15 protein-coding genes are annotated in these 13441 nt (G+C 53.9%); 2 read left to right on the top strand and 13 right to left on the bottom strand.

Going from position 1 to position 13441, the window contains the following annotated elements; translation table 11 throughout:
* Positions 1-8 precede the first annotated feature (8 nt).
* From prfH to dinB, 4 genes are all read right to left on the bottom strand, one after another.
* Positions 9-608, bottom strand: a complete 600-nt coding sequence (gene prfH, locus IAE27_RS26690) for a peptide chain release factor H (RefSeq protein ID WP_016809608.1) — start codon at positions 606-608, stop codon at positions 9-11.
* Positions 605-1744 carry an RNA ligase RtcB family protein gene (locus IAE27_RS26685; RefSeq protein ID WP_023329276.1) on the bottom strand — a complete coding sequence of 380 codons (1140 nt, stop codon included), beginning with the start codon at positions 1742-1744 and terminating at the stop codon, positions 605-607. The genes prfH and IAE27_RS26685 overlap by 4 nt, the downstream gene beginning before the upstream one ends.
* A gap of 175 nt (positions 1745-1919) precedes the next feature.
* Positions 1920-2375: a GNAT family N-acetyltransferase gene (locus tag IAE27_RS26680; protein WP_004110781.1), complete on the bottom strand. Its 456-nt coding sequence runs from the start codon at positions 2373-2375 to the stop codon at positions 1920-1922.
* A 2-nt stretch (positions 2376-2377) separates the two neighbouring features.
* Positions 2378-3433 (bottom strand): DNA polymerase IV, encoded by a 1056-nt coding sequence (gene dinB, locus IAE27_RS26675; RefSeq protein WP_017146578.1) that lies wholly within the window; start codon positions 3431-3433, stop codon positions 2378-2380.
* A 160-nt stretch (positions 3434-3593) separates the two neighbouring features.
* Between dinB and IAE27_RS26670 the strand changes: the two genes are divergently transcribed.
* Entirely contained in the window at positions 3594-4451 is an 858-nt protein-coding gene (locus IAE27_RS26670) for a glycerophosphodiester phosphodiesterase family protein (protein WP_154022326.1), read from the top strand.
* A gap of 32 nt (positions 4452-4483) precedes the next feature.
* On the opposite strand, the gene nqrM is transcribed toward IAE27_RS26670, so the two are convergent.
* The 7 genes from nqrM to IAE27_RS26635 are packed head-to-tail and all read right to left on the bottom strand — an operon-like array spanning position 4484 to position 10543.
* Positions 4484-4699: a (Na+)-NQR maturation NqrM gene (nqrM, locus tag IAE27_RS26665; protein ID WP_004099168.1), complete on the bottom strand. Its 216-nt coding sequence runs from the start codon at positions 4697-4699 to the stop codon at positions 4484-4486.
* 2 nt (positions 4700-4701) lie between these two features.
* The gene (gene nqrF, locus IAE27_RS26660) at positions 4702-5925 is read right to left on the bottom strand and encodes an NADH:ubiquinone reductase (Na(+)-transporting) subunit F (RefSeq protein ID WP_154022325.1); all 1224 of its coding nucleotides are present in this window, start codon (positions 5923-5925) and stop codon (positions 4702-4704) included.
* An 11-nt stretch (positions 5926-5936) separates the two neighbouring features.
* Positions 5937-6533 (bottom strand): NADH:ubiquinone reductase (Na(+)-transporting) subunit E, encoded by a 597-nt coding sequence (gene nqrE, locus IAE27_RS26655; protein WP_004099164.1) that lies wholly within the window; start codon positions 6531-6533, stop codon positions 5937-5939.
* Between the two features lie 6 nt (positions 6534-6539).
* Entirely contained in the window at positions 6540-7178 is a 639-nt protein-coding gene (locus IAE27_RS26650) for an NADH:ubiquinone reductase (Na(+)-transporting) subunit D (RefSeq protein WP_004099162.1), read from the bottom strand.
* Positions 7171-7965: a Na(+)-translocating NADH-quinone reductase subunit C gene (locus IAE27_RS26645; RefSeq protein ID WP_200093088.1), complete on the bottom strand. Its 795-nt coding sequence runs from the start codon at positions 7963-7965 to the stop codon at positions 7171-7173. Before IAE27_RS26645 ends, IAE27_RS26650 begins: the two co-directional genes overlap by 8 nt.
* On the bottom strand, positions 7958-9196 hold the full coding sequence (locus IAE27_RS26640) for an NADH:ubiquinone reductase (Na(+)-transporting) subunit B (protein WP_154022324.1): 1239 nt from the start codon (positions 9194-9196) through the stop codon (positions 7958-7960). The genes IAE27_RS26645 and IAE27_RS26640 overlap by 8 nt, the downstream gene beginning before the upstream one ends.
* A 3-nt stretch (positions 9197-9199) precedes the next feature.
* A complete protein-coding gene (locus IAE27_RS26635; protein ID WP_070557122.1) occupies positions 9200-10543 on the bottom strand; it encodes a Na(+)-translocating NADH-quinone reductase subunit A in 1344 nt (447 codons plus the stop codon).
* 413 nt (positions 10544-10956) lie between these two features.
* Here IAE27_RS26635 and dpaA point away from each other — a divergent pair, with 413 nt between their 5' ends.
* Positions 10957-11697: a peptidoglycan meso-diaminopimelic acid protein amidase gene (gene dpaA / locus IAE27_RS26630; RefSeq protein ID WP_004099152.1), complete on the top strand. Its 741-nt coding sequence runs from the start codon at positions 10957-10959 to the stop codon at positions 11695-11697.
* Here dpaA and IAE27_RS26625 read toward each other — a convergent pair.
* Both IAE27_RS26625 and lpcA read right to left on the bottom strand, forming a co-directional pair.
* Positions 11668-12435 carry a class II glutamine amidotransferase gene (locus IAE27_RS26625; protein ID WP_004099151.1) on the bottom strand — a complete coding sequence of 256 codons (768 nt, stop codon included), beginning with the start codon at positions 12433-12435 and terminating at the stop codon, positions 11668-11670. The genes dpaA and IAE27_RS26625 overlap by 30 nt on opposite strands.
* 209 nt (positions 12436-12644) lie before the next feature.
* Complete coding sequence (gene lpcA, locus IAE27_RS26620) at positions 12645-13226, bottom strand: D-sedoheptulose 7-phosphate isomerase (RefSeq protein WP_004099149.1); 582 nt, start codon at positions 13224-13226, stop codon at positions 12645-12647.
* Between the last annotated feature and the right edge of the window lie 215 nt (positions 13227-13441).

Genomic DNA, 13441 nt, shown 5'->3' with positions numbered 1-13441 from the left:
CTCGCTCATTAACGCCCGCTAAACGTTCGCAGCGGATTACCGCGCTCAATCTGATGATGGAACATTCTCCGCTCAGACTTCAACGCCGCACTCTCATTCTGCCGCTGCTGTTCTAGCTTCCAGGCAATCAGCAGACGCGCCAGCCGTTTGTTCGCATGCTGACTCCGCTCCGACTGCACCTTTACGCTGATGCCGCTTGCCGTATGAATGGCGCGCACCGCGGAATCGGTCTTGTTCACGTGCTGCCCGCCAGGTCCGGAAGAGCGCAGCGTTTCAAAGCGGATCTCGCTGGAGAGCATCTGTTCATCGCAGGAAAAGCGCCCTACGCCAACATACCAGTTTTTGCGCCCGTGATGCGGCCTGAACGGACTGGAAAAGACCCATTGTAAAGTGCCGCACCAGCTTTCGCTGAAAGCAAACGCGCCGTCACCATCCAGCGAAAGCAGAACAGAACGCAGGGTGCCGGCATGACGTCCTGGCTCACTTTCCAACAGCGTCAGGGAAAGCCGCCGCTCTGCGGCTTCCTTTATGAGCCGCTCCAACGTCAGTTTCACCGCCAGACAGCATTCATCCGGCCCCTGAGCGGAAGAGAGTTGCAATAAAATCATGCGCTTTTCCCTCCGCTGGTTTTCAGCGTCAGCAGTGGACGCAGACGGGCGATCGGTTCGACCAGTCCGGCCTGCACCAGACAGTTAAGTACGCTTTCAACGGATTTATACGCCTGCGGCGCTTCTTCATAGATCAGCTGACGATCGCGGCAGATCACCCTGCTTCCCAGCTCGGTGCGCGCCAGCTGAGCCGGCGTATATTTGCCGGACAGGCGCCCTTTGCATTCGGTTCGCATCCATTTCCGCCCGGCGCCATGCGCCAGCGAATGCAGGGTCTCCTCGCGGGTAACAGGCTGCACCAGCCAGCTGTGGTCGCCGCGAGATCCCGGGATTATCACCAGGCCCCGGTCGTCCGGCGTAGCCCCTTTGCGATGCAGCCAACCCTGCAGCCCGTCAACAGAACAGGACTCGACAAAGTTATGCGCGATATCCAGTACGCTCCGTCCGTCGGCCCGTATCTGTTGCAGGATGCGGGTGGCAATCAGATAACGATTCACGCGTGCAAAAGCCAGCGCATCATCATGTTCTGCCAGATAATCCCGAGCCGTAGCGCTACCTTCCGCCAGGCCATCGTGCGAAAAAGCCGCAATATGGCGCTGCAGTATGGATTGCCCGAGGCCGCGCGATCCGCTGTGCGCCAGCAGCAGCAGGCGCTGAGCATCAAGGCCGGCCTGCTGGAAACGGTCGTTATCCACAACCTGCTCCACCTGCTGCAGTTCAGCGAAATGGTTACCGCCGCCAATCGATCCCAGGGCGCTGCGCCAGGGATGGGTCAACAAATTTTCCGGCAGATGCTCGTCCAGCCAGCTTGCTTGCGCAACGTCCCCCATAGCGGACAGTTTCTTCTCAAACTTATCCGCATTGTATTTTCGCGCGAGGATATCCGTTTGCCACAGCGCCATGCCGCAGCCGATATCGTTACCCACCAGTGCCGGGTAGAGATGGCCCAGCGAGAAGAAGGCTGCGCCGATGGGATAGCCACGCCCGGGATGTAAGTCTGGCATTCCCACCACGCGCTGCATGTGGGGTAAATTTGCCGTCGTGTGTAATTGTTGGATCGCTAAACCTTCGATCCACAGATCGTCTGAACGAATATAAGAAATAGATTCAGACGTATAATGAACATTATTGCCCATATACCAATCCATATTAAAAAATAAATAAAGGATGTGGCAGACGTTACCAGGGCAAAAAAGAGAGTTATTCCTGGGAAGGCCTGCAAAGTGCGTTCTGGAAATCTGTATTCATGGTGAACCTCCTTTGCAGTTAATAAATAGGTGAAAGTGCGCGTATAGTAATCAGGCGTTAAATCTATTGCAAGCCGATTTGCCGCCGCATCAAATAATTAAGAAAACGTTCACCCCGCGCCTCCACTTCCTGTGGCTGAATAACCGTGAAGCCATGACGCGCAAAAAAGGGCTTTGCCGTAATACTGGCCTCTACCGTATAAATGCGCTCAGGAAGCTGCCTCAATAGCGTATTGAGCAGCGCGCTGGCGACGCCCTGGCGGCTATAGTCGGGAGAAACGAAGAGTAAATCGATATAGTCATCTACGGCGGTAATAAACCCGACCGGCGAGGCATCATTTATTGCCACCAGTACGCGTGACGCCGCGAGTTTTTGTCGCCAGCGTTCTTCATCAACCTGTGCCCAGGCGGCAATTTGCCGCGGGGAATAATCGGCGCTGGCGGTCTCTTTAACGGCGCGTAAAAAGAGTGAGCATAGCGCTGGAAAATCCCCCTCTTCGTACATTCTTATTGTTAACATTGTTACAGTCCCAAAACGAGTTGCCGCTCCAGCTGCGGATCAAGCAGCGTCACATGTAGCCCCACCAGCCTGACTCCCCGACCTCCGCGCCGCTCGTGCCAGGCTTTATGCGCGGTGGAAATCAAATCATCTTTATTCAGCCGGGGCCAGACATGCTCCTGGGTCGTGAGCTGGAAATCATTAAACTTCAGCTTGACCCCCTGGCGAGCAATCCGCAAATCCGGTTTAACTTTCGCCAGGCGCCTTTCAAGTTCTGGATAGAGGTTCTCAATAATCGACTCACACTCCGCCCATTCGTGGATATCCTCTATCAGGGTTCGCTCAACCCCCACCGATTTGCGCTGGCGCTCGCTGCTGATTTCTCGTTCATCAATGCCGTGGCTGCGTTCCCACAATATTCGCCCGAATTTACCAAAGCGCTTGAGCAACATTGCCAGATCGCTGTTCTGTACATCTTCGCAGGTTCTCAGGCCCATGCTTTCCAGCTTCGCGGCGGAGACTTTGCCGACGCCCGGGATCTTCGACAGCGACAGCGTTTTGACAAACTCCGCTACCTGGTGCGGCGCAATGACAAACTGGCCGTCAGGTTTATTCAGATCCGAGGCGATTTTTGCCAAAAATTTTACCGGCGCAATGCCGGCAGAAGCAGTCAGATTGAGCTCGCGATGGATGGTCTCACGGATCTCCTGCGCCATCAGCGTTGCTGACCCCTGACAATGGACGCTGTCGCTGACGTCAAGATAGGCTTCATCCAGCGATAGGGGTTCGATTAACGAGGTATAGCGGGAAAAAATCTCCCGGATATGGTTCGAGGCCTCTTTGTAAGCGTCGAAACGGCCGGGAAGGAGCGTCAGGTGTGGGCAAAGTTTCAGGGCGGTGGCGGTAGGCATAGCGCTGCGCACGCCGAACTTACGCGCCGGATAGTTAGCCGTACTGATAACGCCGCGCTGTACCCGACTGCCGCCAATGGCGATAGGGATATCGCGCAGCGCCGGGTTATCACGCATTTCAACCGCTGCGAAGAAGCAGTCCATATCTACATGGATGATTTTACGCATAGCCAAACCTTAGACTGTACATGCATACAGTATAGCAAACTATGGCGAAATTTAATCTTTTTAAATCCACAACCTTAAAAAACGTGCTACAACATAAAAATGCAACAAATATGATTTATTTTTCATATAGTTATATTAATAAATAAGGTAAAACCCAATCATGAAATCAATAGTAACTGCGCTCGGTTTACTTATTACCAGCAGCGCCTGCGCAGCACCTCAGCTTATTGCTCATCGCGGAGGTACCGGCGATGCCCCGGAAAATACGCTTCCAGCAATAAAACTCGCCCTGGAAAATAAGGCCGAGGCGATCTGGATAACGGTGCAATTAAGCCAGGATGGCGTCCCGGTTTTATATCGTCCTGGCGATCTTTCCGCGCTGACTAATCATACAGGGAAAATCTCAAGCTATAGCGCAGCCGAACTGGCACGCATGGACGCGGGGTGGAAATGGGGCGATGAAACTCACCCCTGGCGCGGTAAAAATGCAACGATTCCCACGCTACAATCGGTGCTGGAACAGTGGCCGGAGACCTTCTTTTATATCGATATCAAATCGCCTGATGCCGACCCTGCGATAATGGCGGCTCGGCTTGGCGATGTGTTAAATAAAACCCATAGCCTCGCCCGCGTACGCGTGTATTCAACGGACGCTCGCTATATCGCAGCGCTACCAGAGTCAATTCCCCATTTCGTCAGCCGGGACGAAACGCGAACAAAGCTGGCGACCATTTCTCTTAGCCACCAGTGTCAGCCCACCAACTCACCAGGGGACGAGCACTGGTACGGCCTTGAGCTGAAACGCAAAGTAGAAGTCATCGAGAAGTTCACCCTGGGCGAAGGCGTATCGCCGGCCACACTCACCTGGGATAAAGAAGCGATGGACTGTTTCCGCTCACAGGGCAAAGCCCATATCATATTCTTCGGCATTAATAATGCTGATGATTTTCGTACGGCAAGCGAGCTTGGCGCCGACGGCGTAATGGTTGACTCACCGGCAAAAGCGAAAACGTGGTAAATCAAAAAAGGCCGCACGGTGCGGCCTGCTAGTTAAATGATGCGATCCTGATTGCGCTGCGCTTCGCGTGCCATGCGTTTTTTACGCGCATCGCAGGGCTCAGGGCAGTCGCAGACCTTTTCCAGACCCAGCGATGAGATCCCCCCGCAGCTGCCCTGGATAGTTTTTCGCTTGATCAGATACCCGAGCGACATTCCCAGAATAACCAGCGCGAAAATCACAAAGGTCGCGACAAATACCGTCAGCATCATTAGCCTCCAAAATCGTCGAGCATGATGTTTTCATCCTCAACGCCGAGATCTTTCAGCATTTTGATGACCGCGGCGTTCATCACCGGCGGCCCGCACATATAGAATTCACAATCTTCCGGCGCCGGGTGATCGCGCAGATAGTTTTCATACAGGACGTTGTGAATAAAGCCGGTATGACCGGTCCAGTTATCTTCAGGCTGCGGATCGGAGAGCGCCACGTGGAAGGTAAAGTTCGGATTTTCACGTGCCAGCTGCTCGAATTCGTCATCATAGAACATTTCTCGCAGAGAGCGCGCGCCGTACCAGAAGCTGATTTTACGCTTACTGTGCAGGCGCTTAAGCTGATCGAAAATATGCGAGCGCATCGGCGCCATCCCGGCACCGCCGCCGATAAAGACCATTTCAGCGTCCGTTTCTTTGGCAAAAAATTCCCCAAACGGCCCGGAAATCGTCACTTTATCACCCGGCTTCAACGACCAGATATAGGAAGACATAATTCCCGGAGGCGCATCAGGTACCTGCGGCGGCGGGGTTGCGATACGCACGTTGAGCATGATGATGCCCCTCTCTTCCGGATAGTTAGCCATGGAGTAGGCGCGTAACGTAGGCTCTTTTACATCCGAGACATAGCGGAAGAGATTAAATTTATCCCAATCGCCGCGATACTCATCCGGAACGTCAAAGTCAGCATAAGCGACCTTGTGCGATGGACATTCGATCTGAATATACCCGCCTGCGCGGAACGGAACCGCGTCGCCGTCCGGCACGCGCAGCTTCAGCTCTTTGATAAAAGTGGATTTGTTATCGTTCGAGATAACTTCACATTCCCACTTCTTAACGCCAAAAATCTCCTCCGGCAGCTCAATTTTCATGTTCTGCTTCACCGCGACCTGGCAGGCCAGGCGGCATCCCTCTCTCGCCTCACGCTTGGTGATATGAGAAAGTTCGGTAGGCAGGATATCACCGCCGCCCTCTTTCACCGTCACCCGGCATTGGCCGCAGGAGCCGCCCCCGCCGCAGGCCGACGAGACGAAGATTCCGTTGCTGGAGAGCGTATTCAGCAGCTTGTCGCCCGCCGGAGTACGGATCTGTTTATCCGCTTCGTTATTGATTTCAATGACCACATCGCCCGCATTCACCAGCTTCGAACGCGCGGCCAATATCAGCCCGGATAGCACCAGGACGATCAGCGTGAACATCACTACGCCAAGAATTATTTCCATACTTTCCGCCCTTATAGCTGCACACCGGAGAATGACATAAAGCCCAGCGCCATCAGACCCGTGGTAATAAAGGTGATCCCTAACCCGCGCAGACCCGCAGGCACGTTTGCGTATTTCATTTTTTCGCGAATACCCGCCATCGCCACAATCGCCAGCAGCCAGCCGACGCCGGAACCAAAGCCGTAAACGATGGATTCGGTGAAGTTATAGTCGCGCTGTACCATGAAGGAGACGCCGCCAAAAATCGCACAGTTAACGGCAATCAGCGGCAGAAAGATCCCCAGCGCGTTATAAAGCGTCGGGAAGTACTTATCGAGGATCATCTCCAGAATTTGTACCAGCGCGGCAATCACGCCAATAAAGGTGATGAAGTTCAGAAAGCTTAAGTCAACGCCTTCCACCAGCGCGCCGTCACGCAGCACCAGGTTATACACGAGGTTATTGATCGGTACCGCCAGTCCGAGTACGACCGTTACCGCAACGCCGAGACCGAAAGCGGTTGAGACCTTTTTCGACACGGCGAGGAAGGTACACATTCCCAGGAAGAAGGCCAGCGCCATGTTTTCAACAAACACGGCGCGGACAAACAGGCTAATGTAGTGAGCCATGGTCGGTTACTCCTTTTCCTGCTGTTCAGGCTTCCAGCTGCGCACCGCCCAAATCAACAAACCGATAATGAAGAACGCACTGGGTGCCAGAAGAAACAGACCATTTGGCTGATACCAGCCGCCGTTCTGCACCGTTTCCAGCACGGTAATACCGAATAGCTTACCACTGCCGATCAGCTCTCTCAGGAAACCGACGATGATAAGGATCGCCCCGTATCCCAGACCGTTGCCAATACCGTCCATAAAGCTCGCCAACGGCGGCGACTTCATGGCATAGGCTTCGGCGCGCCCCATCACAATACAGTTAGTGATGATCAAACCGACGAAAACCGAAAGCTGTTTCGAGATCTCATAGGCAAACGCGCGTAGCACCTGATCGACGACGATAACCAGCGAAGCGATAATCGCCATCTGTACAATGATGCGCACGCTATTCGGAATGTGGTGGCGAATCATGGAGATAAACATGCTGGAGAATGCCGTAACCAGCGTCACCGCAATGGTCATTACAAAAGCGGTCTCCAGCTTGGTGGTCACCGCCAGCGCGGAGCAGACGCCCAGTACCTGCAGAGTGATAGGGTTATTAGCGATAAGCGGCCCCACCAGCACGCGCTTCATTTCTTTCATGTCGCCCAAATCAGCCATTATTCAGCTCCCCTTCTCGCACCTTTTGCAGGAATGGGCCAAAGCCCAGTTTGCCCATCCAGAAATCAAAGCTATGCTGCACGCCGTTTGACGTCAGCGTTGCGCCCGACAGGCCATCAACGGCGTGCAGGTCGCCAGGACGCGCGCCGCCTTTGACGATTCTCAGCGCAGGCATCCCTTTATCATCAAGCACCTGTTTACCGACGAACTGCTGGCGCCAGTTGGGGTTTTCAATTTCCCCGCCCAGCCCCGGCGTTTCGCCATGATCGTAATAAGTGATCCCTTTTACCGTACGGCCATCGGTTTCCAGCGCCACAAACGCGTACATCACCGACCACAGACCGTTGCCGTAAATAGGGAGTACGACTTCCTGAATCTGCTGTTTTTCATCACGCACCAGATATATTTCGGCGATATTACTGCGGCGTTTAATACCCGCCGGATCCTGGCTGGCTTCCAGCTGCAAGCTCTGCTGCGGCTCTTTCAGGGCCTGGGCCTGATTAAATTTGCTCGGGTCTTTATCCAGCAGCTCCCCGCTAGCGAGATCGACTAATCGTGGAGAGATGCGGGCCTTAAAAATATCGGCCACTTCATCTGCGCTCATTCCCTGCTTCATCAGACCAGCAACCGCCAGGATATTGCGCTGTTTATCAAGCGCGCGCTGCTCCTGCTGGCGTGATTTTAGCCCCACGGCAGAACCGGCGACCACGATTGAGCAGACCAGACAAAGCACCAGCACCACCAGCAGCGTTTTGCCGATGCTATCGTTACTTTTATTCTCAGCCACGCGACTTCCTCCGCTTAATATTGGCCCGCACCACCAGGTAATCGAACAGCGGCGCAAAGAGGTTGGCGAAGAGGATCGCCAGCATCATCCCTTCCGGATAGGCCGGGTTGACGACGCGAATCAGGACGCACATCACGCCGATCAGCAGGCCGTAGCTCCATTTACCCTTATCCGTAAACGACGCGGACACCGGATCCGTCGCCATAAACATCATGCCGAAAGCAAAACCGCCGAGAACCAGATGCCAGTACCACGGCATGGCAAACATCGGGTTGGTATCAGAGCCAATGAAGTTAAACAGCGTCGCGGTAGCCACCATGCCGAGGAATACCCCAGCGACAATGCGCCAGGAAGCCACGCGACCGAAAATGATGATGGCGCCGCCGATCAGAATCATCAGCGTCGAAACCTCGCCAATCGAGCCCGGAATATTGCCGAGGAAGGCATCCATCCAGCTTACCGGCTGTCCGCTTGTGACATTAATCAGCGATTCACCGCCGCCGCTAGCCCACTGGGACAGCGGCGTCGCGCCGGAAAAACCATCCGCTGCGGTCCACACCAGATCGCCGGAAATTTGCGCCGGCCAGGCAAAGAACAGAAAGGCCCGCCCCGCCAGCGCCGGGTTGAGAAAGTTACGCCCGGTTCCGCCAAAGATCTCCTTGGCCATGACGACGCCAAACGTGATCCCGAGCGCAGCCTGCCATAGCGGCAGCGATGGCGGTACAATCAGCGCGAACAGGATTGAGGTCACGAAGAAGCCTTCGTTTATTTCGTGCTTACGCACGATAGCAAACAGGACTTCCCAGAACCCACCGACAAGAAACACGGTGATGTAGATAGGCAGGAAAAATACCGCACCCAGCGTCATCATACTGAGCCAGCCGGCATCTGCGGTGAAGTTTACCCCCAGCCACTGGGCAATGCTGTAGTGCCAGTTCCCGGCGATGACCTGCTGCAGCTGTTCAGCGCTATATAATTTAGCCAGCGCCGGTATGGTCTGCAGACCAACGTTATACATTCCCCAGAACATCGCCGGGAAAACGGCGAACCACACCAGTATCATCATCCGCTTAAGGTCGATGGCGTCTCTGACGTGCGCCGCTCCGCGCGTCACCTGACCGGGTGTATAGAACAGGGTCGCCGTCGCTTCGAACAACGGGTAGTATTTTTCCAGCTTGCCGCCGTGCGTAAAGTGCGGCTCAAGTTTGTCAAACAGTTGCTTTAAGCCCATCACTTATCCTTCCTGCTCAATCTGGGTTAACACGCTGCGCAATGCCGGACCATATTCATACTTGCCGGGACAAACGTAGGTGCAAAGCGCCAGGTCTTCTTCATCCAGTTCCAGACAGCCCAGCGCCTGCGCGCTGTCGGTATCTCCCGCCAGCAAATCGCGCAGCAGTATGGTGGGCAGAATATCCAGCGGCATCACTCGCTCATAGTTGCCAATCGGTACCATAGCCCGCTCGCCGCCGTTGGTATCCGTCGAGAAATTAAATAGCTTACGCTTCAGAAAGTGGCCGACGGTGGTACGGGTAATGGAGAATTTATCTTTCCCCGGCATCACCCAGCCGAATAGCTCTTTCTCGCGCCCCTCTTTCACAACGCTTATCTGTAAATGAAAGCGCCCAAGGAAAGCATGAGGCCCGCGCGCATGGGTTCCGCTGAGGACTGAACCAGAGATAATGCGGTTTTCATCGTCCAGCAGCTCATCTTCAAGCAGTTCATCAAGGCTGGCGCCTAAGCAGGTCTTTAACAAACGAGGCTCTTTGACCTGCGGGCCGCCAAGAGCAACGATGCGTTCGTTGTACAACTCCCCTTCAAGGAACACTTTGCCGACGGCGATAACATCCTGATAGTTAAGATGCCAGACCTGCTTTTTCAGGCTGACCGGCTCAAGAAAATGAATGTGAGTCCCCGCCAGCCCGGCCGGATGCGGACCGGCAAACTGATTAAAGGTCACCTGGCCGACAGGATGCCCGCCAAGCTTGCCGCCGCCAGCCTGACACACGTGAACTTTACCGTCGGTCAACCGCGTCAACAGCGTCAAACCGGCGTCAAACGCTTCGCGCTGGGCCAGAATGATTGGCTGAGGATCGGCCGCCAGCGGATTCGTGTCTATCGCGGTGACAAAAATGGCCGCAGGAACGCTGCCCGGCGCAGGTATTTTACTGAAAGGGCGGGTGCGAAATGCCGTCCACAGCCCGGACTCCAGCAGCTGCTGCTGAACGCTCTCGCGCGTCAATCCGGCAAGTTCGGCTAATTCATAGCGGGGAAAATGAACGGACTCTTCGCCATCCACATCAATAACGACCGACTGCAGAACCCGGCGCTCGCCGCGATGAATGGCGCTGACGGTTCCACTCGCAGGTGCAGTAAAACGCACGCCAGGATTTTTTTTATCTTCGAACAGAAGTTGACCTTTTTGCACCCGGTCCCCTTCACGCACCGCCATTGATGGGCGCATACCGATGTACTCTTCACCCAACAGCGCAACGCGCTTGACCGCAGTCTTCGAAGAAATCTGCTGTGATGGCATGCCAGCTATGGGCAAATTCAGCCCTTTCGTGATTTTAATCATATCGTTAGCAGGTATCCGTTACTTAAACCCCGGTTTCGGGCCGAGGCCAGCATAATTAATGGAATATATGAGGAAGAAAGGAACATCATAGTCCTGGTGATTCACAAGACGGGAGAGAAGCATCCTTTCTTACCCTGAACAGTTAGCGGGCCAAGTGTAACATTTCGTGAGCGGCGCCTGTAGACAAACCGCCACTAAGTGGTTCTAAAATGCGAGCTATTACGCAAAGTTCTGACTGCACTTTGCCCCAGGATTCGCTATAACGGAAAACTCAGACGTAAACGCAGCACGTCGTGCTTGCGAAAAAATGCCGTGATGCTAATGTGAGCGCTCTAAAACCAGAATACTCTGATTTCGGGTCTCTCTTGCCGTCCTGGCAATGTGGTTATTTGTTTTATCAAGGAACAAGTAGTATGCGCAAAATCGCATTATTTATTGCGATGCTTCTGTTGCCATGCGTTTCATTCGCAGGGCTACTTAGCAGTAACAGCTCGACAACGCCGATGAGCAAAGAGTATAAGCAGCAGCTCATGGGCTCGCCGGTCTACATTGAGATCTTTAAAGAAGAGCGCATGCTCGATCTTTACGTCAAGATGGGCGAAACCTGGCAGCTTCTCGACAGCTACCGCATTTGTAACTACTCCGGCGGTCTCGGGCCAAAGCAGCGTCAGGGCGACTTCAAAAGCCCGGAAGGTTTTTACAATGTTTCCCGTAACCAGTTAAAACCCGATAGTCGTTTCTATAAAGCGATCAATATCGGCTTTCCGAACGCCTACGATCGCGCGCATGGTTACGAAGGCAAATATCTGATGATTCACGGAGCCTGCGTATCGGTCGGCTGCTACGCCATGACCGATACCGGCATTGACGAGATTTTCCAGTTCGTCACCGGCGCCTTAGTTTTTGGTCAGCCCAACGTTCAGGTGAGTATTTATCCTTTCCGCATGACCGATGCCAACATGGCGCGCCACAAGTTTTCCTACTTCGCGGATTTTTGGAAGCAGCTGAAACCCGGGTATGATTACTTCCGCCTGACGCACAAGCCGCCAGTGGTTTCCGTAGTCGATGGCCGCTACGTAGTGAGCAAACCGCTCAGCCACGAAGTCGTTCAGCCACAGCTTGCTTCAAACTACACGGTCCCCGAGGCAAAATAGCGCCCACTCGCCTGGCATGATTTTATGCCAGGTTTCGTTACCGGTCAGCGGCTGGGTGGCGATAACGGTGACCACATCATTCGGTGTGGTCTCGCGTTGAAAGTCAATCTCGACATCCTGATCCAGCAGCGTCGCTACGCCAAACGGCGCCCGTCGCGTAATCCAGTATAAATTCGTTGAGCAAAACGCCATGACGTAGCGCCCATCGGAGAGCAGCATGTTAAACACGCCTTTTTCACGCAGCTCCCCGGCGAGCGTGGCGATAAACCGGAAAACCTCAACCATGTCTCCCGGCATTTCCGGATAGCGTTCGGTGATGCTATGTAGCAGCCAGCAGAACGCCTTTTCGCTATCGGTTTCCCCGACAGGATACAGATTTCCCGTCTCGAGAGACTCATAACCCTCCAGCTGACCGTTGTGCGCATAGGTCCAGTTACGTCCCCAGAGTTCGCGGGTAAAGGGATGAGTATTTTCCAGCGCGACAATACCGCGGTTGGCCTGACGAATATGGGCGATAACCGAGCAGGATTTAATGGGGTATTCCTGCACCAGCTTAGCGATGGGCGATTGAAAGCTAGGCTGCGGATCTTTAAATGTGCGACAGCCTTTACCTTCATAAAAGGTAATTCCCCAGCCGTCCTTATGCGGCCCGGTTCCGCCACCGCGCTGAACCAGCCCGGTAAAGCTGAAACAAATATCAGTTGGCACATTCGCGCTCATCCCGAGCAGTTCGCACATAGATCACCTCATACCACTTACTGAAACATAAAAGGCGTTATTGGTGCTGTCAGTTTGGACACGGCCAGCGCACAGAAACCGGAGCGTACATCATGTACGTGAGGATGATTCGCTACGCTCACCCTCCGGGCCGCCCTGAAGGGCGTTCAAAACTCGGTGAGTTTTGTCTGAGCACTGACCGGGGTCAAAATGGCTAACAAAATAGCCTCTTAAGCTTTAACCATCTCTTTTTCGATCAGCATAATCAGGATATGAATCACTTTAATATGGATTTCCTGAATGCGGTCGGCATAACCAAAATGCGGTACGCGGATTTCAACGTCCGCAGAGCCTGCCATTTTACCGCCGTCTTTACCGGTCAGGGTAATAACTTTCATGCCCTGAGCGCGGGCAGCTTCGATCGCTTTGATGACGTTACCAGAATTTCCGGAAGTGGAGATCCCCAGCAGTACGTCCCCTGCACGCCCCACAGATTCCACATAGCGAGAGAAAACATATTCATAGCCAAAATCATTACTCACGCAAGAAAGGTGGCTCACATCTGAAATCGCAATGGCCGGATAGCCGGGGCGATTTTCCCGATAGCGCCCGGTCAGCTCTTCCGCAAAGTGCATCGCATCGCAGTGCGAACCGCCATTACCGCAGGAGAGCACCTTACCGCCGGCCTTAAAGCTATCCGCCAGCAGCACCGCTGCGCGCTGAATCGCATGGATATTGGCTTCGTCCTGCAGAAAATTGGCCAGCGTTTCGGCGGCTTCGTTCAGTTCGTTACGAATAAGATCCTGGTACATGAGGATAATCCTTCAGTATGGGTGGGATAACCCAGGCAGTTTACCGGATAGCCGGCGAAGCGAGAAGCCGCAGGCGCGGTTATCCTCTGGCGTTTTGCTTTTATGTGCCGCAATTCCGTACAACAATGTGAGCAAGGTTGTAATTATTTTGTAAACACATTGCTAAAACAAATTACATCCACTACAACCATATCATCACAAGTGGTCAGACCTCC

Source organism: Klebsiella sp. S69, assembly GCF_016516145.1.
Classification (GTDB): domain Bacteria; phylum Pseudomonadota; class Gammaproteobacteria; order Enterobacterales; family Enterobacteriaceae; genus Klebsiella; species Klebsiella oxytoca.
This window is presented reverse-complemented; position numbering and strand designations above follow the sequence as displayed.

Coding starts and splice junctions, on each gene's coding strand:
- dinB (WP_017146578.1), bottom strand. CDS start 3,433: ATGCGTAAAATCATCCATGTAGATATGGACTGCTTCTTCGCAGCGGTT.
- IAE27_RS26635 (WP_070557122.1), bottom strand. CDS start 10,543: ATGATTAAAATCACGAAAGGGCTGAATTTGCCCATAGCTGGCATGCCA.
- nqrM (WP_004099168.1), bottom strand. CDS start 4,699: ATGCTGACGGTATTTGTCGCGACCTTTGTGATTTTCGCGCTGGTTATT.
- IAE27_RS26685 (WP_023329276.1), bottom strand. CDS start 1,744: ATGGGCAATAATGTTCATTATACGTCTGAATCTATTTCTTATATTCGT.
- prfH (WP_016809608.1), bottom strand. CDS start 608: ATGATTTTATTGCAACTCTCTTCCGCTCAGGGGCCGGATGAATGCTGT.
- IAE27_RS26640 (WP_154022324.1), bottom strand. CDS start 9,196: ATGGGCTTAAAGCAACTGTTTGACAAACTTGAGCCGCACTTTACGCAC.
- IAE27_RS26670 (WP_154022326.1), top strand. CDS start 3,594: ATGAAATCAATAGTAACTGCGCTCGGTTTACTTATTACCAGCAGCGCC.
- nqrE (WP_004099164.1), bottom strand. CDS start 6,533: ATGGCTCACTACATTAGCCTGTTTGTCCGCGCCGTGTTTGTTGAAAAC.
- IAE27_RS26680 (WP_004110781.1), bottom strand. CDS start 2,375: ATGTTAACAATAAGAATGTACGAAGAGGGGGATTTTCCAGCGCTATGC.
- IAE27_RS26650 (WP_004099162.1), bottom strand. CDS start 7,178: ATGGCTGATTTGGGCGACATGAAAGAAATGAAGCGCGTGCTGGTGGGG.
- dpaA (WP_004099152.1), top strand. CDS start 10,957: ATGCGCAAAATCGCATTATTTATTGCGATGCTTCTGTTGCCATGCGTT.
- lpcA (WP_004099149.1), bottom strand. CDS start 13,226: ATGTACCAGGATCTTATTCGTAACGAACTGAACGAAGCCGCCGAAACG.
- IAE27_RS26625 (WP_004099151.1), bottom strand. CDS start 12,435: ATGTGCGAACTGCTCGGGATGAGCGCGAATGTGCCAACTGATATTTGT.
- nqrF (WP_154022325.1), bottom strand. CDS start 5,925: ATGGAAATAATTCTTGGCGTAGTGATGTTCACGCTGATCGTCCTGGTG.